The sequence below is a fragment of the Micromonospora sp. NPDC023633 genome (assembly GCF_040640035.1).
GTDB lineage: Bacteria > Actinomycetota > Actinomycetes > Mycobacteriales > Micromonosporaceae > Micromonospora.
The window spans coordinates 82629-109365 of sequence record NZ_JBFABB010000004.1; the positions used below are offsets into that span (position 1 = coordinate 82629).

Sequence of the window (26737 nt, forward strand, 5' to 3'; positions counted from 1 at the left end):
AAGCCGCCTCCGTCGATGGATGGGCCGGCGGCATACCCGCACGGATCAGGTCATACGTGACGCGTACGCCCGCCGCGCCCGCCGTGCTGCACGACGGTGGTTCGTGGACGTACCAGCGGCTCGGTGAGACCGCCGACCGGATCGCCCGCCAGCTCCGACGGCACGGTGCTGGACCCGGCACGTTCGTCGCCGTGCACCTGAACCGTTCGCCCTGGCTCGTCGCCACGATGATGGCGGTGTGGCAGTCGGGAGCGGCGGTCGTGCCACTCGACTCCGATCACCCAGGCGATCGACTGCGGCGCGCGCTGTCCGTCGGACCGCCGCTTCTCGGCGTGACCGACAGCGACCGGGCGGAGCTCCACGGGACCACCACCTGGCTCGACCTCGCCGAGATCCTGTCCGCCGAGGACGACACCGTCGTCGGCGACCCGCCGACGATCCAGCCGGACGACGTCGCCTACGTCTACTTCACCTCGGGTTCCAGCGGCACACCCAAGGCGATCGCGGGCATGCACGGCGGCGTGCTGAACTACTTCGACAATCTGCGCCGTGAGCGGTACATCGGCGCCGACGACCTGGTGGTCCAACTCGCCGCGGTCTCGTTCGACGCCTCGCTGCGTGACATGTTCTTCCCGCTCACGGTGGGCGCCCGCACCGTGATCACGCCGACGGGCGGCCGGGACGCCGCGGCGGCGTTGCGGGTGGTCGTGGACGCCCGGGTGACCGCCGTCCTCGCGGTCGTGCCCTCGCTGGTGCGTGAACTCGTCCGGGAAGCGGACCGGCTGGACACCACCGTTCCAGGCGTACGCGTGATCCTGGTCAGCGGCGAGAAGCTGCACCATGCGGATGTCGCCGCGCTGCGGCGGATCTTCGTGAACGCGAAGATCGTGAACATGTACGGGCCAAGCGAGTGCACGATGACGGCCACCGCGTACGAGATACCCGCAGGATCGGCCGGCACCGACGTGCCGATCGGGCAGCCGATCCCCGGCGTCTCCGTCCGGCTACTCGACCAACTGCTGAATCCGGTGCCGGACGGCATGTCCGGAGACGTCTACATCAGCGGAGCCGGGCTGACCCTCGGGTACTGGCAGAGCCCCGGCATCACCGCGGAGAGCTTCGTACCGAATCCGTACGGCCGTCCCGGTGAACGCATGTACCGCACGGGCGACACGGCGCGGGTGGGTGCGGACGGGGCCCTGGAGTTCCTCGGCAGGACCGACAACCAGGTCAAGATCCGCGGTCAGCGCGTCGAACTGGGCGAGGTCGAGGCCGTCCTGTCCGCCCTGCCAGCGGTCAGGGAAGCAGCGTGCCGGATGTGGGACGGCGCGCTCGTGGCCTACGTGGCCTGGTCGGACAAGGGTCCACGACCGACCATCGGCGACCTGCGGGCGAGCCTGGCCGAAACGCTGCCGGACCACTCGATACCTACGACCTTCGTGCCGATGGACAGCCTGCCGCGCAACCGGACCGGCAAGATCGATCGTCAGGCACTGCCCGAGCCTGAGGCGGACCGCTCCGAGCTGCTCGACGCGCCCACCGCCGCGAGCGATCCGCTCGAGGAGGCCCTGATCCCCGTCTGGGCCGAGGTGCTGGACACGACCGTGGTGGGCGTCCACGACAGCTTCTTCGACCTCGGTGGGCACTCCCTGCTCGCCATGCGGTTGGCCGCCCGGATCTCCGACGTGTTGGACACGGAGATACCTCTCCCGGCGGTCTTCGAGGCGCCGACGGTGGCGGCCATGGCCGACCTACTCCGGCGCACCACCGGCGACCATGAACGCAGACCGGTGGTCGGTCGCTCGCCGGGCGACAGTCCGCGGCTCTCGCCGTCCCAGGCGCGCATCTGGCACATCGACCGCCACCTCGCCCCGGGCAATGCCTGCTACAACGTGGCGGGAATCTTCCGCATGCGTGGCGGGCTGGACGTCGCCGCCCTCACCGACGCCACCACGGAGATCGTCCGCCGTCACGATTCGCTCCGCACGGTGTTTCCCGAACTGGACGGCGAACCTGCGGTCCGCACGCACCCACCCGCGCCGGTCATCCTGCCCGTGGAGGACCTCGAGACAGAGCCGCCGGACGCGTTGACCGAACGCATCCGCGAGGTGGTGCATCGGGGCTTCGACCTCGCGGACGGGCCGCTATGGCGGGCCGGTCTCCTCCGACTGTCCGCACAGGAGCACGTCTTCTTCCTGGTGGCGCACCACATCGTGTTCGACGGCCACTCGATGGGCAACTTCTACCGGGAGCTGACCGCGTCGTACCGGGCGTTCTCGTCGGGGCTGCCCGGGGCGCTGGCACCCGTACCGCTCCAGTACCCGGACTTCGCCACCTGGCAGCGCACCCAACTCGAGTCGGGCACCTGGGATTCCGACATCACCTACTGGCGCAAGCAGATGGCAGGAGGAGCGCCACTGATCACGTTGCCGGACGGGTACCCCTTCACCGAGGAGCGCTACCAGCGCCGAGGGCATCGCGTGGGAACGCTGGGCGAGCAACGGACCTGGGACCTGCTCCGGCTGGCATCCCGTACCCAGACGACGCCGTCCATGCTGCTGATGGCCGTGTTCCAGGCAGCGCTGTTCCTCTCGTTCGGCCAGGAGTCGTTCCATGTCGCGACACCGGTCGCGAACCGTGCGCGTCCCGAACTCAAGGACATGATCGGCTTCGTGGCCAACACGCTGCTGCTACGCGCCGACGTCACGGCGGATCTGACGCTGCCCGAGTTGTTGACGCGGGTCCGGGCCAGCCTGCTCGACGGTTTCGCGCACGCCGAGCCACCGCTCGAGAGCGTGCGCGAGAGCCTGACGGACGTGCATCTCGCCCAGGCGCTGTTCAACATGCAGGAGGGAGCCGACGACGGCGCCGGGATCCCCGGCCTTACGATCACTCCGGTCGATCCGCCCGATGCCTGGTCGCGTTATCCGATAGCACTGTTCGCCACCCAGCGCCCCTCCGACATCGATCTGCACCTCGTGTACGACAGCGTGCTGTTCGACCCGGGTTGGGCGGACTCGACCGTACGAACCGTCGACCGGCTGATCGACTCCATGCTCGACGGTGACAACGTGCCGATCTCCGTGTTCTCGAAGGACTCCTGATGGCCGCTAGCCTCAGCGCACCTGCCGCGCAGGTGGGACGACGAAGCCGGTACCCGCTGTTCGCGGTGCTGACCGCGCACGGGATCTCACTCGCCGGCAACTCGATGACGTATCTCGCGGTGCCGTGGTTCGTGCTCCACACGACGGGAAGTGCCACCCAGACGGGCTTCGCGGCCGCGGCGTCCTTCCTGCCGATCCTGCTGTCCTTGACGTTCGGCGGCGTCCTGGTCGACCGCATCGGATATCGCCGGGCGAGCGTCATCGCCGACCTCTTCGGCGCGGCGATGGTGGCGCTGATCCCGCTGCTGCACCTCGCCGGCGTGCTGACGTTCCCGGTGCTGCTCGCCCTCGTCTTCCTCGGGGCCGCCTTCGACGTACCGGGCAACGCCGCCCGTGAGGCGTTGCTGCCGGCGTTGACGCAACAGGCCGGGATGACCATCGAGCGGGCGTCGAGCATGCTGGAGGTGGTCGAACGTGGGGCGCGGATGGCCGGCGCTCCGCTCGCCGGTCTCCTGATCGCGCTGATCGGTCCGGTCAACGTGCTGCTGGTGGACGCGGGGACCTTCGTGCTGGCGGCGTTGATCGTTGCCGTGTCGGGAGCGACGCAGCCCAAGACCGACGCCGCGCAGGAGTCATACCTCGGGGGCCTGCTGAAGGGGTTCGCCTTCCTGTGGCGGGACCGGCTGCTGCGCTCGATCGCGCTGCTCCTGGCCGTGACGAACATGCTCGACGTGGCCTACTACAGCGTGGTGCTGCCGGTGTACGGCGATCAGGTGCTGTCGGGCGCGGGCGCGGTCGGCCTGCTCATCGGCACCTCGGCAGTCGCCGGGGTCGTCGGTGGTATCGCATTCGGCTCGGTGGCCCACCGGCTGCCCCGCAGGCTGCTCTTCACCGTGGTCTTCATGTTGGTCGGGCTGCCCCGCTGTCTCGTCCTTGCCGCCGAACCCGCCCTGCCGTTGATCTTCGCGGTGGTCGCGGCGACCGGGTTCTGTGGCGGCATGATCAATCCGATCCTGCGCACCACGCAGTACCACCGCATTCCGGAGAACATGCGTGCCCGGGGGCTGGGCGCGATATCCGCCGCGGCCTTCGCGATGGTCCCACTCGGCCCGATCGTCGGAGGCGGTCTCATCTCCGCCGCCGGCCTCACCGGGACCCTGCTCATCTTCGCGGGCATCTACGCGGTGGCGACGTTGAGCCTCGGTCTCTTCAAGGTGTGGCGGGAGATCGATACGGCACCGAGCAAGCCACGAACGGAAACAGAGGAAATGCAGTGAGGCGATGCGGGGTCTGAACAACGGCACCGGTGTCCGGACAGCTCCGGTCGTCGGGATCATCGGCGGCCTCGGCCCGCTGGCGGGATCTCATCTGTACGAACGGTTCATCCGGTTGACCGCAGCCGAAACCGACCAGGATCACTTCTCCGCCGTCCTGCTCAGTCGGCCGTTTCCGAGCCGGATCGGGCACCTCAGTGGGGTGCCCGGTGTCGAGTCGCCCCTCCCCCACCTGGTCGCGGCGACCAGGTCCCTGCAGTCACTCGGATGCACGGTGGTGGCCCTCGCGTCGGCCACGACCCACGCCTACCGGGAGGACGTCCAGGAGCGGACCGGCGCCACCATCGTCGATGGGCTACGGGCGACCACGCGGGAGGTGGCCGCCCGTGGTGCCACTCGATGCGTGGTGTTCTGCACGGCACCAACTCGGCGGCGACGGCTGTACGAACCTTCGTGGCCGGACGATGTCGAACTGCACTATCCGACGAGGGCGGAGCAGGAAGCTCTGAACCAGCTCATCACCGCCGTGAAGAGCGGCCGGACCGGTCCGGCCGAGGTCGAGGCCCTCGACGAGCTTGTCAGCCGCTACCGCAACCGTGGTTTCACCGCCCTGCTCGGGTGCACCGAGCTACCGGTGCTGTGGTCGCCGCGCGAGCCGGACGCCACGGTCGTGTCGATCAACGACGCGATCGCAGCGGCGGCGATAGCCGCGATGAGCGAGCCTGCTGTCCTGGCCGACGCCGAACAGCTCAATTAGCGTCGGCGCGGCGATTCGGACCTCGGTGGTGACGAGTCGTCGTCACCGGTCTCATAGACCCGGCAGCGAACGGTATCCGACTGCGGTGATCAATTCAGCGACCGTCGCGTCGGTATCGGTGACGATCATGTGCAGAACCGAGGTGACGCACCTCTCGATGTCCTCGATCATGGTCGGGCTGTACTTGCTGCGGTCGTACTGCATCTCGAATTCGTACGGGGCTCCGCCGTTGACGATCAAGCTGAGCGGGTAGTTGTTCATCTCACGAACCCGCAGGTTCCGCGCGGACATGCCGCCCAACGCGGTCCGGACCGGATCGTCGACCGGATAGTTCCCGACCACCACGATGCTGTCGAACAGTGGTTCCCGCGGCGGAATCTCGCTCCATGCCGTGATGTCCGCGAGAGAGGTCTGTTCGGACGGCATTCGACTCCAGTCCGTCTGGATCTGCCGAAGCCACTCGTCGAGGCGTTGGTCACCGCGTCCGAGCCGCACGCGGACCGGGAGCGTGTTGATGAACAGACCGACGATCGTTTCCATCCCGGGCATGTCGGCGCGGCCGGACACGGTGGCCCCGAAGACCACGTCGGTGGCGTTGGTGAACCGGTTGAGCATCAGCGACCAGCTGGCCTGGAAGAGGGTGCTGGCGGTGATGTGCAGGCGTCGTGCGCAGTCCTGCACCGCCTCGGACAACTCCGCCGGCAGCTCTCGCTGGTGCACGCCGTACCCGGTGGCGTCGGACGGGGTGACCGGCAACCTCGTCGGCTCGGTGAATCCCGCGAGGTAGTTCTGCCAGTACCTCTCGTCCGCGCCGGCCTTCCGGTCCACCTGCCATTCGATGAAGTCCCGGAACGGACGACGGGCGGGCAGCCGCAGCTCCGTGCCGGCGACCAGGGCCTGATACACGGCCAGCGCGTCGCCGATGAGCATGGTGATGCTCCAGCCGTCGAACAGGATGTGATGTGTCTCCACCAGAATGCGCCAGGTCGCGGGACCACCCTTGATCAGAGTGACCCGGGCGATCGGGGCCCGTTCGAGATCGAAGGTGTTCCGCCTCCCGGCGTCGAGCAGGTCCTCCAGGGCCGCCCGCTGGTGCTCGTGATCGCGGTCCGACCAGTCCAAATGCGCGACCGGGAGGTCCACGTCGCGCTCGACCACCTGGAGCGGCGGGTACACCGCCTTCCAGGTGAATCGGGTACGCAGCATGGCAGCCCTGCGGGTCACCTCGTGCCAGGCCCGGGTCATCGCGTCGGCGTCGATGTCACCGAGCTCCCAGCTCACCTGCGTCAGGTAGACATCGGCGTTGGCAGCGGTGAGCGTGTGGAACAGGATGCCCGTCTGCAACGTGGACAGGGGATAGATGTCCTCGATGCCACGGCAGGAGCCGAACAGCCGCTTCAGGTCGGCCGTGGACAGGCCGCTGAGCGGGTAGTCGGACGCGGTGCGCCCTCCGCTGTCCGGCAGGCGGCAGAACTCGACGATCCGTTCCAACGCCCCGGTGAAGGCAGCGGCGACGCCTTCGACACGGCCATGGTCGAACTCGTTGCGGTCGTACGACCAGTGCACGACAAGGCGCCCGTCCTGGATCCGGGCATACGCTTCGATCGGGTAGGTACGAGGGCGGGTCGGTGCGTTCCCCGCCCGCAGCGAATCCGGTACCTGGCGGACCAGGGCGTCCCCGCCGGAGGGGGTGTCGATCCGGCCGAGGTAGTTGAACAGGACCTCGGCCTGCGGCAGATCGTCGATGCGGTGCTCGTCCGAGCACACGTGCCGCAGCAGGCCGAAGCCGATGCCGCGGCGGGGAACCGCACGCAACGTCTCCTTCGCCGCGATCAGACAACCACCGATGTCGGCGGGGTCGGGCAGGTCCAGGTGCACCGGGAAGATCGAGGTGAACCAGCCGACGGTCCTGGTGAGGTCGACGTCGTCGAAGAGCGGTTCCCGGCCGTGGCCCTCCAGATCCACCAACAGCCGTGGCGAACCCGTCCACGTGCCGAACGCCAGCGCCAGCGCGGTCATCAGCACGTCGTTGACCTGGGTCCGGTAGACGTCGGGCACCTCCTCGATCAGGGCACGGGTGGTGTCACGGGACACCACCGAGTGGAACTGCCCCATGTCGCCGTGGGTGCTCCGACCGGATGCCACCGCACCGTCACGCGGCAGGGACGACACCTCGCGGGGAACCGCCGAGCGCCAGTGACGTGCCTCGTCGGCCAGTTCGGCAGATCCGGCCAGATCGTGCAGGCGTCCAGCCCACGTCTGGAAGGAAGTGGTCTTGGCGGGCAGCACCGGATCGGTCCGGCCGTCGAGCAGCTGACGGCACACCGAATCGAGGTCCTCGATCAGGATGCGCCACGAGACGGCGTCCACGCAGAGGTGATGGATGATCACCAGCAACACCGGTCCGGCCCCGCGGCGATCCAGGTACACCGCTCGCACCATCCGGCCCGCCACCGGGTCGAGGGATTCGGCCGCCCTCGTCGCGTAGTCGTCCAGCAGGGCGCCGAGGTCCACGTCATCCACGGTGTCGCGATCCAGCCGCTCTTCCGGCCGGTACGCGTCCACAACCTGGGTCCAGGCCTCGCCGTCGAACGCCAATCTCGTCCTGAGCACGTCATGGTGCCGTACCAGATGGTCGACGGCGGCGCCGACGATCTCGGCGGGCAGGTCTGCGGTGATCTCCAACGCCAGGTACTGCGTCTGGTAGTCCCGGCGGGGGTCGCCGACCGACACGAAGGAACGCTGGATCGGGGTGAGGTGCACCGGCCCGGTGACCTCGCCCTGCTCGGCCAGGCACACAGCCACGCTCGCGTCGTCCGCCTCGGTCACGACCGCGGCCAGGTCGGCAAGGCTCTGGTGCTGGAAGAGCTGGTTGGGTTGCAGCCGCAGCCCGGCGGCCGCCGCCAGGGACGCCACTTCGATTGCGCGTATCGAGTCGCCGCCGAGCGCGAAGAAGTTGTCGTGCACTCCGATCTCGTCCACACGTAGCACTCGCTGCCACGCATCGCCCAGTGCTCGCTCCGCCTTCGTACGCGGCGCGACCAACGCCGGACGGTCGGCCGAGACGGTCGACGTCGGAAGTGCGTTCACGTCGACCTTGCCGTTGCGGTTGAGCGGCAGGGAGTCGACGACGACGAACGCCGACGGCACCAGGAAGCTCGGCAGGCGACTCGACAGGTTGGCACGCATCGCTGCGGACATCTGGCCGGGATCAGCCGTGTCGTGTGCGACCACGTAGGCCACCAGTCGCTTGACGCCAGACGAATCCTCTCGCGCCACCACAATCGCCTGACGAACGGCGGGATCGGCGGTCAGGTGACTTTCGATCTCGCCGGGCTCGATCCGGACACCGCGGATCTTTACCTGGTGGTCGCTACGGCCGAGGAATTCCAGCGTCCCGCCGGGGAGCCACCGGACCAGGTCGCCCGTGCGGTACATCCGACTGCCGGGTTCGCCGAAGGGATCGGGCAGGAAGCGCTCGGCCGTCATGCCCGGCTGGTGGAGATAGCCACGGGCGAGTTGCACACCCGCCAGGTACAGTTCGCCGACCGCACCCTGCGGGACGAGGTTCCCGGCGGAATCGAGGACGTACAACCGGGTGTTCCACACGGCGCCGCCAAGCGAGGCCTTCTCTTCTCCTGGCCGCAGGTTGCACCCGGTGACCTGGATCGAGGCCTCGGCTGGGCCGTACTGGTTGTGCAGCACGGCATCGAAGGTCTGATGGAAGCGGTTCACCAGATCCGTGGTGATGGCCTCGCCACCGCAGATCACCAGACGCAGCGTCGCGCAGTCCGCGACTGCCGGCTCGGCGACGAAGAACCGCAGCATGGACGGCACGAAGTGCGCGACGGTGATTTGCGTGTCCCGGATCAGTTCGGCGAGGTACCTCGGGTTTCCCTGCTCACCGGGCCGCGCCAGGACCACCGCGGCTCCGGCGCTCAGCGGCCAGAAGATCTCCCACACCGAGACGTCGAAGCCGAACGGGGCCTTGTGCAGCACACGGTCGTCCGCCGACAGTTCGTGCTCGGCCTGCAGCCAGGAAAGGTAGTTCACGACGCCCTCGTGCGGCGTGACCACACACTTGGGACGGCCTGTGGATCCCGACGTGTGGATGGCGTACGCGAGGTTCTCGGGAACGGTGGTGCTGAACGGCGGGGTGGAGGGGTACTTCTCGGTGACGGCCCAGTCGCGTTCGATGACGTAGGTCGCGATGCCGTCCATCGCGGAAGTCAGGGTCTTCTCGGTCCGGGTGATCAGCATCGACGCGCCAGCGTCGGTGAGCAGCGAAGCCATCCGGTCCACGGGCTGGTCCGGATCCAGCGCCAGATAGACGCCACCGGCCTTGAGGATGGCGAGGAGGGCGATGACGACCTCGACGGAGCGCTCGACGCAGACGCCGATCGTCGACTCGGTCCCCGCGCCGAGGGCACGCAGGTGGTGGGCCATCGCGTTGGCGCGGTCGTCGAGCTCGCGATAGGTCAGGCGGACGTCCTCGGCGATCACCGCGATCGCGTCCGGTGTGCGTTCCGCCTGCGCCTGCACGAGTTCGTGCAGGCAGCGCCCACCTACACCCGGGCGGCCGGTGTCGTTCCACTGCGTCAGGAGACGAACGCGCTCCCGCTCGGCGAACATCGGCAGGTCGGACAACCTGCTGTCCGGCCGGGCCACGATTCCCTCGAGCAGTGCGGTGAGGTTGTCCGCGAACCGCTCGATGGTGGACCCGTCGTACAGGTCCGTGGAGTACTCGATCTGGCCGACGAAATCTTGACCGGTCCCGCTGAACTCGACGGAGAGATCGAACTTGCTCGTCCGCGTCCCGACCCGCAGGGACTCGACGTGCAGGCCAGACAGCGTCAGGTCGTTGTCGTGTGCGGAGGTGTGCCCCGCCGAGGAAAGCCGGGCCGAATCGAGGTTCTGCGGTTCGTAGACCTGGAAGTTCACCTGGGCCAGCGGATTCACGTTCAGCGTGCGCGTCGGCCGCAGTTCGTTCACCAGCTTCTCGAACGGCAGGTCCTGGTGCTCGTAGGCATCGAGCGCGGTGTGGCGGACCCGCCTGACGAGTTCGGTGAACGGTGGATCACCGGCAAGATCGGTTCTGAGCACCAGGTTGTTGACGAAGAAGCCGACAAGCGGCTCAAGTTCGACGTGGCCCCGGCCGACGACCGGCGAGCCGACGACGATGTCGGTCTCGCCGGAGTACCGGGACATCTGCACCTTGAACGCGGCCAGCAGCACCATGAACAGCGTCGCGTCCTGTGCCGCGGCGACTGACCGCAACAGCGACTGAGTCCGCTCGGGCACGGTGAAGACGTGATCGGCACCGCCGAAGGACGGCGCGGCACGGCGTTGCCGGTCCGCGGGCAGGGTGAGTATCTGGGGCGCCCCGCTCAGCCGCTCGCTCCAGTGGGCGAGTTCCCGCCGCAGGCGCTCACCGGACATCGTCCGGCGCTGCCAGGCGGCGAAGTCCGGGTACTGCACGGCGAGTGCCGGCAAGGTCGCCGGCGCCCCGTCGCGTGCCGCGGCGTACAGCGTGGCGATCTCCCGGAACATCACGCCGAGCGACCACTGGTCGGTCACGATGTGGTGCAACGTGATGAGCAGGACATGGTCGTCGGCGGCCAGCTCGATCAGCTTGATCCGGAGCAGCGGGCCGCTTTCCAGATCGAAGGGGACTCTGGCCTCGGCCATCGCCAGTCGGACGGCTTCGGATTCCCCGTCCGGCACCCCGGCCAGACTCACCACCGGGATCTCGACAGGACGGGGTGCCTCGATCACTTGGACGGGGGTCGCCGCACGCATGGCCACCGTGGTCCGCAACGCCTCATGACGGGCGACGACGCCGGTGACCGCGTTCTGCAGGGCGGACCGGTCCAGTGGGCCTCGCAGCCGGTAGGCAAGCGGCGCGTTGTACAGAGAGCGGTCAGGCAGCAGGCGGTCGAGCGTCCACAACCGTTGCTGGGCGAACGAGAGCGGCAGGTCCGAGGCTCGATCGACCGGGACGATCCGATTCGACCTGCCTTCTCTGGCGAGCAAGAGATCCAGCAGCCGCTGTCTCTTCGCGACCGATTGAGCTCGTGAAACTGCGCTCATCCTGCGATGCCCTCGCTTCCGACGCCGCGTGAGGCGGACTCACCAGGTTCGGTGCCCACTATGGCTTTGCATGCTGGTACAGCAACGACACGTCCATGGTCGGTGGACAGCTACGACACCGCTGGTCGGGCGCGTTGCCCTTGATGCACATGGGAGTGCTACGGGCCGGGTACGGGGATGACGGCGACGGTCGGGGCCACGTCTCGCCAATCGGCCGGCATACATACGCCCTGCCAAGCCGCTGCCCTCCGCGGCCCGGACACGCATTCCGTAGGTTACCCGTACCCCATCGGGCGCGGGCCGCGGTCACCAGCAGATACCGGCGCCCACGCCGATGACGTCGGTGACCCTCGATCGTCCGTGCCAGACCAGGCGCGGGATCCACCATGAGCGAGCAGCGAAGCCACGTGAAAGAAATCGTGATGCGGGAGCCCGTCGATGAAGCAGCCAGTCAGCCGGGGAGGACCAGTGGGCACTCGATGAACGCCGCGCCCGGTCCAGGAGCTCACACCGACGTCCCTTCCGTGTCGCGGGCCGCCGCCGAGGACGCCAGCCCGCACGGGCCGACCCCGGAGGAGTACCACCGGCAGGTCGTCGAGTGGAACGCGACCGACGTGGCGCGGCCCGTCACGCCGGTCCACGTCCAGGTCGCGGCACAGGCCGCCGCGCGCCCGGACGCGGTCGCCGTGACCGACGGAACGCGGTCGCTGACCTACGCGGATCTCGACGCCAAGGCCGGGCGGCTGGCTCGGCGTATGCGTGAGGCAGGCGTGGCGCCGGAGGTCACCGTGTCGATCTGCCTGCCGCGCTCGATCGAACTCATCATCGCCATGTTGGCCGTGCTCAAGGCCGGCGGCGCCTACATCCCCCTGGACCCGGAGCATCCCGCCGCACGCATCGAGTACTCGCTGACGGACTGTGGCGCTCCCATCCTGATCACCACCGACGACGTCCGCGCCCGGCTCTCCGTCCCCGAGGGCGTACGAGTCCTTCGCCCGGACGCGCAGGGCGACGTTCTGGACGACGTACCGGCAGATCCCGGCAATCTCGCCTACGTGATCTACACGTCCGGGTCGACGGGACGGCCGAAGGGCGTCGCGGTGGAGCACGCGGGCCTCGCCAATCTGGTGGCGTGGCACCTGGATTCCTACCGGATCAACGATGTCGACCACATCGGTCAGTTCGCCGCCGTCGGGTTCGACGCGTCGGTGTGGGAGATCTGGCCCGCGCTGGCCGCCGGAGCCACGCTGCACATCGCCGGCGAAGACGTACGGATGCGGCCCGACCTGCTGCTGAACTGGTTGGCGGACAACCGGATAACGGTCACGTTCCTGCCGACTCTGCTCGCCGCCGAGGTCCTGAAGCTGCCGTCCCCCCCGGGCCTGGTGCTGCGCGCGCTGCTCACCGGTGGCGACAAGCTGGGCGAGCGACCTCGGACCGACGCCGGATATGAGCTGGTCAACCACTACGGGCCGACGGAGGCCAGCGTGGTGACCACGGCCGGTGTCGTGCCGCCACGCGCCGGTTCGTGGCGGGCACCTTCGATCGGACGGCCGATCGACAACGTCCGCACCTACATTCTCGACCACGCCTCGCGACCGGTTGCCATTGGTGACACCGGTGAGCTGCACATCGCCGGCACGAGCCTCGCCCGCGGCTACCTCGGCAGCCCGGGCCTGACCGCCGAGCGATTCGTTCCCGACCCGTTCGCGGCCCGGCCGGGTGGGCGGATGTACCGCACGGGAGATCTCGCCCGCTACCGCCCCGACGGGACGATGGAGTTCGTCGGGCGAATCGACAGTCAGGTCAGCATCCGCGGTGTCCGGGTCGAGACCGGCGAGATCGAAGCCAGGCTCAGAGAACACCCGGCAGTGGCTGACGCGCTGGTCGTGGCGCACGTCGACGAGCGTGAGAACACCTACCTTGTCGGCTATGTGACTCCTGCGACGGACGGGGCGATCGACCTCGACGCCGTTCGCGGACACCTGGTTGATCACCTGCCGGCCACGATGGTCCCGGCAGGCCTCGTGCCGCTGCAGCGGTTTCCCGCGACGCCGAACGGAAAGGTGGATGTCGGCAGTCTCCCGGCACCCGGGCCGTCCGGCACCGACACGCCGCGAGACCCCCTCGAAGCTGTGATCGGCACGATCTGGGCTCTGGTGCTGGACCTGCCCGAGCCTGACCAGATCGACATCCATGCGAACTTCCTCATGATGGGCGGCCACTCCCTACGCGCGCATCAGGTGGTCACCCGCGTCAACGCGACCTTCGACACCAGCCTGTCCGCCCGCGCCCTGTTCAGCGCTCCCACGATCGCGTCGTTCGCCGACGCGGTACGCCGCACCGGCACGCCAGAGCGGATCGACACCGTCACCCGGCTGGCCCGACAGATCGACGAGATGTCCGACGACGACGTCGACCGGCTACTCGCCGAGCACTAGGCCGTCGGAGCACCCCTGACCGAAGGATGGAAAGGAGAGCAGGCAGATGACCTCGACCGAGGATGCCGACCAGTCGTACCTCGTCGTCGTGAACGACGAGGAGCAGTACTCGATCTGGCCGGAGGGCCGCGAGGTTCCAGCTGGCTGGAAGCCGGTGGGCACAGCCCGATCGAAGCAGGACTGTCTCGACCACATCGAGTCGGTGTGGACCGACATGCGACCGCGCAGTCTGCGCGAGCGGATGGCGGCTTCCTGAGCGCGCCGACCATTCGACGGCACGGGAGTGGTGAGGAGTGAGGTGAACGAGATTCCGTCGAAGGCCTCCGTCGTGATCATCGGTGGCGGAGTGATCGGGGTCAGCGCTGCGTACCACCTGGTCGCCGCCGGAGTGCGCGACGTCGTGCTGATCGAGCGCGGTGCTCTCGGCTCCGGATCCACCTGCCGTGCCGCGGGTGGAGTCCGCGCCCAGTTCTCCGATCGCGTCAACATCGAGCTCGCAACGCGCAGTCTCGAGACGTACCAACGTTTCGGCGAACGCTTCGGCCAGGACATCGACCTCCGGCAGGTGGGTTACCTGTTCCTGGTGGACGACCCGGATACCGTGGCCGAGTTCGAGGCAGCCGTCGCCCTGCAGAACGACCTCGGCGTGCCCAGTCGGATGGTCTCGGTCCCCGAGGCACAGCGCCTGTCGCCGTTGATCAGCACCGACGGGCTCGTGGCGGCGGTGTACTCGCCGACGGACGGACACTGCACTCCCGAGTCGGTGGTGCTCGGGTTCGCCACCGCAGCCCGCAGGCTCGGCGCGCGGCTGGTCACCAACTGCGCAGCGACCGGTATCGAACAGGACGGGGACCGGATCGTCGCGGTCGGCACGCAGGGCGGGCGGATCGAGACCGACACGGTCATCTGCGCGGCGGGTGCCTGGTCGCGCGAGGTGGGTACCTGGGCCGGTGTCGACCTGCCCGTCGTCCCGTTACGGCGGCAGCTCGTGCTCACCGAGCCGGTGGCCGACCTCGATCCCGCGACACCTTTCACCATCGACTTCGGAACCGCGTTCTACTTCCGCGCCGAGGGCGCGGGATTGTTGCTGGGAATGTCCGATCCGAATGAACAGCCCGGGTTCACCACCGACTGGTCGGAGGACTGGCTGACGGATGTGGCCGCGGCCGTGCAGCGAAGGGCACCCGCGCTCACGGATGTCGGCCTCACCACCGGTTGGGCAGGCCTTTACGAGATGACCCCCGATCACAACGCGCTGATCGGGACCGGCGGTGACGGCAGGTTCCTCTACGCCGCCGGGTTTTCCGGGCACGGCTTCATGATGGGTCCCGCGGTCGGTGAGGTCCTCCGGGACCTCTTCCTGCAGCGGCCGACCTTCACCGACATCAGCGGATTTCACGCGGGCAGGTTCGCCGACGCCGCGAGCCGTCGCGAACTGAACGTCGTGTGATCACTAACGAGAGGCTTGGGATGACTGACAGCACCGGCCGCACCCCGCGGCGCATTTCGATCTTCGACACGACCCTGCGGGACGGCGAGCAGGCCCCGCGCAACGCGATGAGTCCGCAGACGAAACTCGACCTCGCCCTGCGGATCGAGGCACTCGGCGTCGACGCCGTCGAGGCCGGCTTCCCCGCCTCGTCGGCGAAGGATGTCGAGGCCACCCGCCTGATCTCCGCGGCACTCACCACCGCGCGGGTCGCGACCTTGTGCCGCGCGGCTCGCGGTGACGTCGAAACCGCGGTCGAGGCGGCCGGCACCAGGAACCACCAGTTGCAGGTCATCGCCACCGCCAGCGAGATCCACCTCGAGCACAAGCGTGGCATCACCCGTGACACCGCGTTGCGGGAGCTGCACGACGCCATCTCGCTGGCCTCCTCGCTCGGCGTCCCGTTCATCACCCTGGCGATGGAGGACTCCAGCCGCGGCTCGATCGACCTCCTGCGCGCGACCGTCGAGACCGCGCTGGAGGCCGGTGCGACCCAGATCGGCGTCGGGGACACGATGGGGTGTTCGACCCCGGGTGAGTTCGGCGAGCTGGTCGCGACGGTCCGGGAGTGGACGCCGGCGTCGGCGAGCCTCACCGTGCACTGCCACAACGACTTCGGGCTCGCACTGGCCAACACCATGGCGGCCATCGAGGCCGGTGCGGACGAGGTCCAGGTGACGCTGGGCGGCGTCGGCGAACGTGCGGGCAACACGGCACTCGAGGAGGTCGTCGGTCTGCTGGCGTACAAGAGTGACGTCTACGGGGCCACGACCGACGTCAAGACCGAGGGAATGTACGAGGTCTACTCCGCGATCCGCGCGGCGATCGGGCTCGAGGAGCCACGCAACAAGGCGCTGTTCGGCACGTACGCCTTCGCCACTGTGGCGGGCATGCACCAGCAGGGGATGCTGCAGAACCCCTTGACCTACGAGTACGTCGAGCCGGGCCGGTTCGGTCGCGAGTCGCAGCTGCTGGTGGCCCGCCACTCCGGCCGCGCGGTGCTGCGGCACGTAGCCGCACAGGCCCAGCTCGACCTCTCCGAAGACACGGTGGACCGGCTGTACGAGAAGCTCGTCAACGGACGTGCCGACGGCGACTGCGTCCAGCTCAGTGTCCTGCGTGAGGAGATCGTCGCCGAGATGGCGAGCGTCGCGGAGTCGGCCCGATGACCGGCAGGACGCTGGCTGAGAAGCTGTGGCAGCGCCACGTCGTTCGAGAGCTCGACGAACGCACCGATCTGCTGTACATCGATCTGCACCTGATCCACGAGGTGTCGTCGCCCCAGGCGTTCGAAGGTCTCAAGCTGTCCGGCCGCAAGGTCCGTCGCCCGGAACTCACGCTCGCGGTCGAGGACCACAACGTTCCGACCCACTCGCTGACCATCGCCGACGACGCGAGCAGGGCGCAGATCGACGCCTTGCGCGCCAGTTGCGCCGAGCACGACATCGAACTGTATTCCATGGGCGACGCCAGCCAGGGCATCGTGCACGTCGTCGGTCCGGAGCTCGGCCTCGTGCAGCCCGGAATGCTGGTGGTGTGCGGCGACAGCCACACGTCGACCCACGGCGCCCTCGGCGCACTCGCCTTCGGCGTGGGAACGAGCGACGTCGAGCACGTACTCGCCACGCAGACGCTCGCGGTCGCCCGCCCCAGGACCATGGCGGTCGAGTTCACCGGGCTGCCGCCGGCGGGCACCGAGGCGAAGGACATCATCCTCTCGGTCATCGGCGCCATCGGTACCAACGGCGCACAGGGCTTCCTCATCGAGTACCGCGGTGAGGCGGTGCGCTCGTTGTCCATGGAAGGCCGGATGACCATGTGCAACATGAGCATCGAGGCTGGTGCGCGGGCCGGCATGATCGCCCCGGACGACGTCACGCTCGCCTATCTGCGGGACCGGCCCTACGCGCCCTCGGGCGTCGCCTGGCAGGACGCGGTGTCGGACTGGGAGACGCTGGTAACGGACGACCCGGACGCCTTCGACCGGGTGGTTCGTATCGACCTCGCCGGGCTCAGCCCCCACGTCACGTGGGGAACCAACCCCGGGCACGCCCTTCCGCTCGACGCGACGGTGCCCTCGCCCGAGTCGTTCACCGATCCGGTCGAGCGCGCGAGCGCCGAGCGCGCGCTCGAGTACATGGACCTGCGGCCGGGTACGCGCATGCGCGACATCCCGATCGACACGGTCTTCATCGGTTCGTGCACGAACGGGCGGATCGAGGACCTGCGGGCGGCGGGAGAGATCCTACGTGGCCGCCGGGTCAAACCCGGTGTCCGAATGCTCGTGGTCCCTGGCTCCGGCCGGGTGCGCGTCCAGGCCGAGCAGGAGGGCCTGCATGAGGTCTTCAAGGCGGCGGGTGCCGAGTGGCGCCTGCCCGGCTGCTCGATGTGCCTGGGCATGAACTCGGACCGGATCTCCGGCAGTGAACGGGTGGCATCCACGTCGAACCGAAACTTCGAAGGGCGGCAGGGCGGCAGGGCCCGTACCCATCTGGTCTCTCCCGCCGTCGCGGCGGCAACGGCGGTGACCGGCAGGCTCGCCGCCCCACACGATCTGGTCTGAGAGTAGGCATGGAACCGTTCTCCACACACACGGGCCGGGCCGTCGTGCTCCGGCGCAGCAACGTCGACACCGATCAGATCATCCCGGCCGAGTTCGGCAAGCGGATCTCACGGCACGGCCTCAAGGACGCCCTGTTCGCGCGGTGGCGAAAGGATCCCGCCTTCATCCTGAACTCCAAGGAGCACGAAGGCGCGACGGTGCTGATCGCGGACACGAACTTCGGCACCGGAAGCTCCCGTGAGCAAGCGGTCTGGGCGCTGCGCGACTGGGGATTCGTGGTGGTCGTCTCGACCCGCTTCGGCGACATCTTCCACCGCAACGCACTGCGCAACGGCCTGCTGGCGGTCGTCCTGCCGGACGAGGCCGTCGCGTCGCTGATGGACCGCGCCGAGGCCGATCCCGCCTTCGAGATCAGCGTCGACCTGACGACGTGCGAGGTGACGGCCGGCCAGGACCGTTGGTCGTTCAGCATCGACGACCGGGCACGCTGGCTGCTGCTCAACGGCCTCGACACCATCGAAGTGACACTGCGCAACGCGGCGGACATCGCGGACTACGAGCGGGGCCGGCCCTCGTGGCTTCCCGAGATCCGACGAGGTGGTAGACCAACGCGAACCAAGGCGGACACGCGGTGACGAGCGCAGCGCCCCCCGGCAGGGTCGCGCGTCGCCTGGCCCGGATACCCGCCGACGGCCTCAGCGAGTTGATCGAGGCGGGACGCAGGATGGGGGCGGTGGACCTCGCGTTGGGCAGCCCCGGGTGGCCCCGGCCGCCGCAGGCGATGATCGACCAGGCGTGTGCCGCACTGCGGGACGGCAACAACCAGTACGGCGACATGCGCGGCAACACCGAACTCCGGGCCGAACTCGGCAAGTCGTTCCGGACGCCGGCCGATCCGGAGACCGAGCTCACCATCACGGTGGGTGCGGCCGAAGGGCTGGCTGTCGCGATGCTCAGCATCCTCGATCCGGGTGACGAGATCGTCGTGTTCGAGCCGTTCTTCGAGCCGTATCTGGTCTCGATCGCGACGGCGTCGGCCGTGCCGAAATTCGTCCGGGTCCGGCCGCCCGACTGGCGGTGGGACGCCACGACACTCGCCGCCGCGATCGGTCCCCGTACCAGGGCGATCCTGGTGAACACGCCCAACAACCCCACTGGCCACGTGCTGGAGGAGGACGAGTGGGCGGTCATCGCGGAACTGTGTGAGCGGCACGATCTGCTGGTCATCTCCGACGAGGTGTACGCGTCATACGTCTACGACGGCGGACAGCACATCTCAGCAGCGGACGTACCGGGGCTGCGGGACCGTGCGATCGTGGTCGGCAGTTTCTCGAAGAGCCATGCCATCAGTGGCTGGCGGATCGGTTTCCTCCGTGCCGCGCCCGAACTTACCCGCGCCATGCGCAACATCCACATCGGCCTCACGGGCGGGGCTCCGGCGCCCCTGCAACAGGCCGTGGCCCGTTCGGGATCGGTTGGCGGGCAGGAGTGGGATCCACGGCCGGAGCTTCAGCAACTGCGGAACAAGGCACTACGCATCTTCCGCGGTGTGGGGTTGCAGTGCTCGTCTCCCCGTGGCGGTTGCTATGTCGTCGCCGAACTCGGGCCGTACGGTCGGGAGGATTGCCGGTCCTTCGTTCGCAGACTGGCGATCGACCTGGGTGTGCTCCTCGTGCCGGGACAGCTCTTCTTGTCCGACCGGACATCGGACTCCGGCTTCGTTCGCATCGCATTCAACAAGCCGCACGCATATCTCGACACCGCGCAGGGGCGGCTGGCGACCCTGGAGCCCAAGCGGTGACGGCCACGCTTCTGAGGAGGTCGCAGTGACGGTGATCGCCGTTGTTCCTGGTGATGGAATCGGACCAGAGGTGACGGAGGAGGCCGTCAAGGTCCTCGACGAACTTCAGCTCGGGCTCGAATTCGACCATCTCGACGACGTCAACGCCGAGACGTTCCGGAAGACCGGAGCGGGCCTGTCCCCGGAGAACTTCGCACGGATACGTTCCGCGAAATCGGTGTTGTTCGGCGCCATGGGCGCCCCGGGCATCAACAATTCGGAGTACGGCCGGGGCGTGCTGATCAAGATGCGTTTCGAGCTCGATCTGTACGTGAACCATCGGCCGGCGTTCCTGTGGGACGCCCGGCTGAGCCCCCTGCGGGACGAACGGCGCAGGAACGTCGACTGCGTCATCGTGCGAGAGAACTCCGAGGGGCTTTACGTCGGAGTTGGTGGCCGGATCCGCCCCGACACACCGGAGGAGATCGCGATCGACGAAGACGTGAACACCTACCACGGTGTCTCACGTGTACTCGAGTACGCGTTCTCGATAGCCAGAAAATCGGTGTGCCTGGTGGACAAGTCGAACGCCGTTCCCAACGGAGGGGCGCTGTGGCAGCGTTGTTGGCGCGACGCGGTCGAGCGGCGTCCCGACATCGACTGCTCCCACCTCTTCGTCGACGCCGCGGCGATGAAACTGATCGCCGACCCGTCGGCGTTCGACGTCATCGTGACCAACAATTCCTATGGTGACATCTTGAGCGACCTCACCGCCGAGCTGGCCGGCGGCATCGGCATGGCGGCATCGGCGAACCTGAACCCGAAGACCGGGTTCGGCGTGTACGAACCGGTCCACGGCAGCGCACCGGACATCGTGGGGCAGGGTACGGCGAATCCCGTGGGGGCCATCCTCAGCGCCGCGCTCCTCTGTGACGGCATCGGACTTCCCGAGGCGGCATCGGCGATACGTGGAGCGGTTTCGACAGCGGTGTCAGCGGGGCGCTGCACGCCCGACATCGGCGGCTCGTTGAGCACTCGGGAGGCTGGCGCCGCCATTCGCGCAGAGCTTCGGTAACACCCACGACGAGCCGCGCAGACTCGGCAGTCGGGCCCGGACGAGTCGCGGGGGTGGCAGGGCGGGTACGCCGCTCAGGACGTCATCGAGGTTCTCTCTACCTCGTTGATCGCCCGGGGCGGTCGGACCCGCCTGGCCACCATCGCCGGTTCCGTTCCTGACCGCAGTCGTCGTCGTGCCACGGCAGCGCCGTTGCTCCAACCGGGTTCGCCCAACCTGGAGTTTCGGCGGCTGGCCGACACGATCGACGAGCGAGTCTGCCGGCTGCGCCGCCGCAAGCGGTCACGCCGTCTCCTCCTCTCTCGCCAAGGACCCGGCTGGGAGCCGGTACACCTCGGCAACCGGTGGGCGATCGGCGGGAGCGCTAACGACTCTGTGGCGCCCCTGGCTGCTTGGCCGCGCCGAGTGCTCGGAGGCTGTCCTGATAGACCTGCTCTGCCTCGCCGGGGGTGGCGCCGATCGCGGTGATTCCGAGTTTTCCGTACACACACGCCGCGCTCAGCAGGTGCAGGACCGCGCCAGTCCCGCGACGCGGGTCGAAGGCGTTGGCTCCCAGGCGGTCGATGACGTCGCCGGGACGGCAGCCGCGGAAGTGGGGAACCCACAGGTGGTCCGTGCCTACGTAGGCCTTGGCGCGCCCGCCGTTCACGACCTGGCCGGTGGTGCCGTCGACGGAACCGCCGGTCACCAGCAACGTCGTACCGAACGGGTGCGTCGTGCCACCGAAACGCAGGTTGGTCTCGCACAACAGGATCTCGTAGCCATCGCGCCCGGCGGCCAGGAAGTCCAGGCTGAACAGGCCGATGACGCCCAGTGCGGCCAAGGCATCCACCACGCGGCGGGCGTTGGCGCGCAGCACCGCTCGGTATCGGTCGTCCGCGGGAGCGCGGCATCCCACGTAGACCATTCCGTCGAGGATCTGGTCCTGGGTGGCGATCACCTCCGGCGTCCCGTCCGGGGTGATGCTGGCGAGCGTGCTCGGCGAACGGAGGTCCGGCGTCGTGAGGTACCGCTCCACGACGGCGCCCCGGGCGGAGATCTCCTTCGCGAACGACGTCCAGGTCTCGTCCTGCGCGGTGAACCTGATCCGGGCCTGGGTCAGGCGTCCGTTCGGCATGGCTTCGACGATGGCGTTACCGAGGCCTCCATAACCATCGTCCAGCTTCAGCATGACCGGGCCGTCCCGGATCAGTCGAGCCGCGACAGCCTCCGCCTCCTCGACGCTGGCCAGTCCGCCGGTGCCCGTAACCGTCGCGACGCGGGCGCTTTCGGCGAGCGCCCGGCTGCCGGACTTCGTTCCCAGGGCGGCCAGCCGCGCGGGCGCGCCGTACAGCGGAAGCCCGGTCAGCTCGGACAGCCGTTCCTCGTGTTCGGTCACGACGAAGGGAAACAGCCATGCATCGCTGCCCGCCACCAGCGCGATCTCGTGGCACATCGCGGGGTCGGCGAGGATCCTGTGCGTCAAGGGACGCAGTTCGGTGTTCTCGGTCAGGCCCGCCGGCATCATCCGCAGCCGGGCGCGGGCACCCGCCGGATCGGGCAGGAAACTCAGGTAGTAGTCGACGACCTCGGGGGCAACGGGCACCGAGGACAGGAAGACCAGGGAGACGGCGGGCTCGCGCAACATGAGCAGGAGGAAAAGGAGTCGCTCCTCGTAGCGGGCATAGCCCTCGATGTGTGTCAGTTCCCTCGGCGGAAGGGTGAGGGAGGGAAGCACGACCACTGTTCCGCTCGTGGGCGTGAACGTCGGCAGTCGCGGGTGCCTCCTGGCGAACTCGAGACGAAGCTCCTCTGCGGAGGCGACGCAGCTTCGTCTCGTCATGACCACATCGCCAAGGTCCCATCAGTTGTGAGGCCGATGAACATGGCAACCGACACCCTGCGCCCGTCCTGCCCGCCTGCCACAGAGTGGTAGAAGCGCGGGTTGAACACCAGGGCGTCACCCGGCTCCGGTCGCACCGTCACCGACTGGAAGCCCGCCACCACCTCCCGGTCGTAGCCGAACCCGATCCGGGCTGCTTCGTCCGCCGGTTCCCATGTCCGGCGCCAGATGGTGGTCGCACCCCCGACGGGCGGCATCATCAGGTAGACGTTGATCGCCAGTTGGGCGACGAGCTTCTGGTCGAAGAGCCCACGTGGGAATTCCCGTGCCACGTCGTCGAAGTGGACCCGCAGCCCGCCGTTCGACTCCCGGATCGTGCCGGCCATGACCGGGCGGCCCGCTATCCGGGCGGCCTCCGGCGGGGCGCCCCACACCTCGCCGAGCCGCTCCAGGCAGATCCGCAGCGGATCGAGGTCCAGGTCGGCCGCTTCCCACGCCGTGCGCGCCGACTCGACGTGCGTCCAGTAGCCGGGATCGAGCTGGCCATCGGTGACGAAGTCGTTGACCGTCGGGCCGAACCGCAGCACGGGCGGGTTGACCCGTTCCGGGTTGACCGAGCTCAGCGGCATCCGGTCCACCAGCCCGGCCAGATCGGTCCACAGTTGGGCGGGCAGGAATTCGCGTGCGTGCACGCACGCGAGGGTTCCGTTGGCCAACCGGACCAATTGATCCTTGGTCAGCTCGGTCACGACCTCCTCACTGAATAGCGGATCCTCGGCTGTCAGGGCGAGAGTCATGGTCGTAGTCCCATCGGCTCAGTGCGAGAGCGGTGACTTGATGTTGGCCGCTGCCCATGCCCGTTCGAGGACAGGTCCCTGGCACCGCGCCATCTGCCTCTTCCCTGGCCACACCAGGTCTGGCGGCCGGCTGACTGGCACGGTACTGCTCTCGTCAGCCTCCATGGCGACGTCGGGGGTGCCAGCCGGGCGGGGGTGGCGGCCGATCGCAGCGAGATTCCGATCCGCACCCACCTGCCGCGAGCAGAGGGGCCGTACCCACCGCCGATCGGCGTCACCTTCAGCCATGGCCCGGACACCCTCGACGGCCCGACCTGCCCGGGCAACACACGATCCCACCAGCGAGGCCCGCACGATCACATTGGCTACCGTCAGTGCGGCGTACGAACACAGCCGCGATCTACACCTCGCATTCGAGCCCGACCGCGGCTACTGGCACTTCGTCCTCTACATCGAACCGCCGATGGAGCCGGGCAGCGGCCTCAACTCCGGCAAGGTGATCGACACCTGCACCAGCCGATATGCCGCGGAATGGATCAACAGACTCACGCCTTGCGCCCCTGACGCCCTCCATGTCGCCCTCGTTGGCAAGATCGATTCTCCGAGTCTGTGGCACGCCTGCGCCTACGACGATCCCGACTCACCGTCGGCGGCCGCCCGCACCGGGTGCGTCTGCTGGCGGACCTTCTACGACCCTGTGACGTGTCTGCCCGTCGCCGCCAACCACTACCGCACGGTCAGTGGCAACCACGAGAACTGGCGGCACCACACCTTCGCCCCTCTCGCACTTCCCGAGAAGGAACGTCTCGAGAGGCTCATCATCGACCACGAGGCGCACACGATCTGGTACGGACCGACTAGGGCACGCTGCACTTCCTGCCCGAGGCGCGGGGAGCTGGCTACAGCGTGGGCCACAACGGCGGCGGCCCTGCGGAACTGGCCCGCATGATCGAGAAGATCGTGAAGTCGGATGGACACGAGGTGATCGCCGGGACGCCGAGCGGCGCGCCAAACGAGAAGGTGCTGTCCTGGGTGAGCAGCAAGGCAGCAGACCGTACGCAGGAACTGCGGCTTGCGGGCCGGCAAGGCGCGCTACGTCGGCGTCTCCAACTACGACTCCGCGCAGACCGAGCGGGCCGCCGCGATCCTGCGCGACCTGGGTACGCCGCTGCTGATCAACCAGCCGTCGTACTCGATGCTCAACCGCTGGACGGAGGACGACGGCCTGCTGGACACGCTGGAGCGGGTCGGCGCGGGCTGCATCGCGTACAGCCCGCTCGCCCAGGGCCTGCTCACCGACCGCTACCTGGGCGGCATTCCCGAGGACTCCCGGGTGCGCACGAGCGTCTTCCTCAGCGAGGGCGACCTCGGCGAGGAGAAGATGGCCACCATCCGGGCGCTCGGCGCGGTCGCCGAGCGACGCGGCCAGTCGCTGGCCCAGCTCGCGCTCGCCTGGGCGCTGCGCGACCCCCGGATGACCAGCCTGATCATCGGGGCGAGCAGCGTGGCGCAGCTGGAGGCGAACATCGCGGCCCTCGACAACCTCGACCTCACCGCCGAGGAGCTCGCCGAGATCGAGCACCACCTCGGCTGACCCGCAGCGCCTCCGGCGCCGGCGTCAGTAGATGTCGGCGTACGGCGACGCCCGGGAGAACGCCCTGAGCGCGTCGAGGTCGTAGCCCTCCTCGAAGTTGGTCAGCTCCGTCAGCAGGTCCTCCGGCTCGTACCGGTACCGACCGGCCCAGGTCTCGAACGACTCGACCTGGGCCGGGTCGGCCCCGCTGAAGCAGCGGTAGCCGCGCGGCGAGTTCCGGATCACCTCGTCGACCGCCGGGGCGAACCGGATGTCGATGTTCCACCGGATGCGGTCCGACACGTTGGACGTCGAGCGGTGCAGCGTGGTGTCCGTGAAGATCACGACGTCGCCGGGCTCCATCCGGGCGGTGCTGACCGGGCCGTCCCCGAGGGCCGCGTCAGACGTGCCGTACTCGCCGTTCGGCAGGCGGTCGCGGGGGATCCAGCCCCGGGTGTGCGAGCCGGTGACGAACTGGAGGCAGGCGGTGTCCTCGTCGACGGGCACCAGCGGGATCCACACCGACAGCAGCGGCCCGACCGAGGGGTCCCAACCCTTGTAGTAGTAGGCGTCCTGGTGCCAGGCGACCTGCTGGGTGCGGCCGTGGGGGTCGCGCGGTCGGGCGTTCCAGACGCCGTGCGCGTAGACCTCGTCGCCGATCAGGCTGCGCACCGGGCCGAGCAGCTCGGGGCTGCGCCACAGGTCGTACACCGGCCGGCCCACCAGGATCCGCCGCCAGGCGGCCGGCACGCGGACCTGGCTGGACTCGATCAGGCGCAGGTAACGCTGGTCGTACGGCAGGTCGGCGAAGGTCTCGGTGACCCCTCCCCGCTGCTGCCACTGCCGGGCGAGGTGGTCGACGACGCGGCTGAACGAGCCGTGCAGCGCGTCCAGGGTCCCGGCCGGGAGCACGCCCCGCAGGATCAGGTGCCCGTCGCGCCGGAACTGGTCCAGCTGCTCGGCTGTCAACGCGTGGGGGTGGTCCACCATCGGCTCCTTCACTGGCCGCACGGGATCGAGCCCAACCACCGGGCGGGGAAAGGCCTCCAGTGTGGCGATCGTGACAGAAGGCCCGAGGTGCGACAACGCCTCATTCGTGCGAGGAGCCCCTATTCCGGTCGCGCCTCGCCGACCGGCGGCACGAGACCGACCAGGAGAAGCCGAAAGCCCTGGTGCGGGATGACTCCCGCACCAGGGCTTTCGCAAGGGTGGAGCCGAGGGGACTCGAACCCCTGACCCCCACACTGCCAGTGTGGTGCGCTACCAGCTGCGCCACGGCCCCTTGCCTCGTCCCGGTCACCCGGGCACGAGAGAACTATACACAGCGCCCCCCGCATGGTCATCTCGCGGGGGCCACCGGCCCGCGGCTCAGTTCAGCGCCACGTCCGGCGGGAAGTGCGCGACCGCCGCCATCATGCCGCCCTGGCGGCGCAGCACCATCGGCCACAGGTCGTCCGGCCGGTCGACGAAGGCGTCACCGGGCAGCGCGTCCAGCACGAACCAGGAGCCGTCCTCGATCTCCTGCTCCAACTGCCCCGTGCCCCAGCCGGAGTAGCCGGCGAAGACCCGGATGCCGGTGATGCCCTCCCGCAGCCGCCCCGGGTCGACGGAGAGGTCGAGGGTGCCGACCGCCCCGGAGACCTGGTGGAATCCCTTGAGCCGCTGCACCGGGTTTCGCATCCGGGCCAGGCAGATCGCCGAGTCGGGCTGCACGGGACCACCCTCGAAGAGCACCGCCGGGTCGCGGGCCAGGTCGCTCCAGTCGCCGAGCACGTCGGCGACCGGCACCTCGGTGGCCCGGTTGAGCACCACGCCGAGGGCGCCGCCGGGCTCGTGCGCCACCAGCAGCACCACCGTACGGTCGAAGTTCGGATCCTTCAGCGCCGGTGTCGCGACCAGCAGCCGTCCGGTCATCGACCCCGTCGCCCGCCCGCCGATCGCCTGCCCCTCTCCCTGCATGCCGGACACCCGG

16 protein-coding genes, 1 tRNA gene and 2 pseudogenes are annotated in these 26737 nt (G+C 68.7%); 13 read left to right on the forward strand and 6 right to left on the reverse strand.

Annotated elements, in window-relative coordinates; all coding sequences use genetic code 11:
• Window positions 1–56: 56 nt before the first annotated feature.
• Genes AB0G13_RS02295 through AB0G13_RS02305 form a run of 3 tightly spaced genes read left to right on the forward strand, consistent with a single transcriptional unit; the run spans window position 57 to window position 5135 of the window.
• Window positions 57–3104, forward strand: a complete 3048-nt coding sequence (locus tag AB0G13_RS02295) for an amino acid adenylation domain-containing protein (protein ID WP_357867663.1) — start codon at window positions 57–59, stop codon at window positions 3102–3104.
• Window positions 3104–4381, forward strand: coding sequence for an MFS transporter (locus AB0G13_RS02300; protein ID WP_357867665.1), 1278 nt, complete (start codon window positions 3104–3106; stop codon window positions 4379–4381). Before AB0G13_RS02295 ends, AB0G13_RS02300 begins: the two co-directional genes overlap by 1 nt.
• Before the next feature lie 4 nt (window positions 4382–4385).
• Window positions 4386–5135: an aspartate/glutamate racemase family protein gene (locus tag AB0G13_RS02305; protein ID WP_357867668.1), complete on the forward strand. Its 750-nt coding sequence runs from the start codon at window positions 4386–4388 to the stop codon at window positions 5133–5135.
• Window positions 5136–5186: 51 nt separating this feature from the next.
• Here AB0G13_RS02305 and AB0G13_RS02310 read toward each other — a convergent pair whose 3' ends face one another.
• Window positions 5187–11225, reverse strand: a complete 6039-nt coding sequence (locus tag AB0G13_RS02310) for an amino acid adenylation domain-containing protein (RefSeq protein WP_357867670.1) — start codon at window positions 11223–11225, stop codon at window positions 5187–5189.
• Between the two features lie 524 nt (window positions 11226–11749).
• Between AB0G13_RS02310 and AB0G13_RS02315 the strand changes: the two genes are divergently transcribed.
• The 8 genes from AB0G13_RS02315 to AB0G13_RS02350 are packed head-to-tail and all read left to right on the forward strand — an operon-like array spanning window position 11750 to window position 20573.
• Window positions 11750–13666 carry a non-ribosomal peptide synthetase gene (locus AB0G13_RS02315; RefSeq protein ID WP_357867673.1) on the forward strand — a complete coding sequence of 639 codons (1917 nt, stop codon included), beginning with the start codon at window positions 11750–11752 and terminating at the stop codon, window positions 13664–13666.
• 46 nt (window positions 13667–13712) lie between these two features.
• Window positions 13713–13922: an MbtH family NRPS accessory protein gene (locus AB0G13_RS02320; protein ID WP_357867676.1), complete on the forward strand. Its 210-nt coding sequence runs from the start codon at window positions 13713–13715 to the stop codon at window positions 13920–13922.
• Window positions 13923–13964: 42 nt separating this feature from the next.
• On the forward strand, window positions 13965–15116 hold the full coding sequence (locus AB0G13_RS02325) for an FAD-binding oxidoreductase (RefSeq protein WP_357867679.1): 1152 nt from the start codon (window positions 13965–13967) through the stop codon (window positions 15114–15116).
• A gap of 20 nt (window positions 15117–15136) precedes the next feature.
• Complete coding sequence (locus AB0G13_RS02330) at window positions 15137–16324, forward strand: pyruvate carboxyltransferase (RefSeq protein ID WP_357867682.1); 1188 nt, start codon at window positions 15137–15139, stop codon at window positions 16322–16324.
• The gene (gene leuC, locus AB0G13_RS02335; protein ID WP_357867684.1) at window positions 16321–17718 is read left to right on the forward strand and encodes a 3-isopropylmalate dehydratase large subunit; all 1398 of its coding nucleotides are present in this window, start codon (window positions 16321–16323) and stop codon (window positions 17716–17718) included. Before AB0G13_RS02330 ends, leuC begins: the two co-directional genes overlap by 4 nt.
• 8 nt (window positions 17719–17726) lie before the next feature.
• Window positions 17727–18353 (forward strand): 3-isopropylmalate dehydratase small subunit, encoded by a 627-nt coding sequence (gene leuD, locus AB0G13_RS02340; RefSeq protein WP_357867687.1) that lies wholly within the window; start codon window positions 17727–17729, stop codon window positions 18351–18353.
• Window positions 18350–19519 carry a pyridoxal phosphate-dependent aminotransferase gene (locus AB0G13_RS02345; RefSeq protein WP_357867690.1) on the forward strand — a complete coding sequence of 390 codons (1170 nt, stop codon included), beginning with the start codon at window positions 18350–18352 and terminating at the stop codon, window positions 19517–19519. The genes leuD and AB0G13_RS02345 overlap by 4 nt, the downstream gene beginning before the upstream one ends.
• 25 nt (window positions 19520–19544) lie before the next feature.
• Window positions 19545–20573, forward strand: coding sequence for an isocitrate/isopropylmalate dehydrogenase family protein (locus AB0G13_RS02350; RefSeq protein ID WP_357867693.1), 1029 nt, complete (start codon window positions 19545–19547; stop codon window positions 20571–20573).
• 364 nt (window positions 20574–20937) lie between these two features.
• On the opposite strand, the gene AB0G13_RS02355 is transcribed toward AB0G13_RS02350, so the two are convergent.
• Window positions 20938–22296, reverse strand: coding sequence for a peptide ligase PGM1-related protein (locus tag AB0G13_RS02355; RefSeq protein WP_357867696.1), 1359 nt, complete (start codon window positions 22294–22296; stop codon window positions 20938–20940).
• Between the two features lie 95 nt (window positions 22297–22391).
• Entirely contained in the window at window positions 22392–23144 is a 753-nt protein-coding gene (locus AB0G13_RS02360; RefSeq protein WP_357867699.1) for a proline hydroxylase, read from the reverse strand.
• A 409-nt stretch (window positions 23145–23553) separates the two neighbouring features.
• Here AB0G13_RS02360 and AB0G13_RS02365 point away from each other — a divergent pair.
• A pseudogene (locus AB0G13_RS02365) lies at window positions 23554–24266 on the forward strand (hypothetical protein); the annotation flags it as partial.
• A pseudogene (locus AB0G13_RS02370) lies at window positions 24265–24786 on the forward strand (aldo/keto reductase); the annotation flags it as partial. The pseudogenes AB0G13_RS02365 and AB0G13_RS02370, both read left to right, overlap by 2 nt.
• A gap of 24 nt (window positions 24787–24810) precedes the next feature.
• Here the strand turns inward: AB0G13_RS02370 and AB0G13_RS02375 are convergent.
• The 3 genes from AB0G13_RS02375 to AB0G13_RS02385 all read right to left on the reverse strand — a co-directional run bounded on the left by AB0G13_RS02375 (window position 24811) and on the right by AB0G13_RS02385 (window position 26724).
• Window positions 24811–25752, reverse strand: coding sequence for a phytanoyl-CoA dioxygenase family protein (locus AB0G13_RS02375; protein ID WP_357867702.1), 942 nt, complete (start codon window positions 25750–25752; stop codon window positions 24811–24813).
• A 222-nt stretch (window positions 25753–25974) separates the two neighbouring features.
• A tRNA-Ala gene (locus tag AB0G13_RS02380) sits at window positions 25975–26047 on the reverse strand.
• Window positions 26048–26133: 86 nt separating this feature from the next.
• Window positions 26134–26724 carry a YqgE/AlgH family protein gene (locus AB0G13_RS02385; protein WP_357867705.1) on the reverse strand — a complete coding sequence of 197 codons (591 nt, stop codon included), beginning with the start codon at window positions 26722–26724 and terminating at the stop codon, window positions 26134–26136.
• Between the last annotated feature and the right edge of the window lie 13 nt (window positions 26725–26737).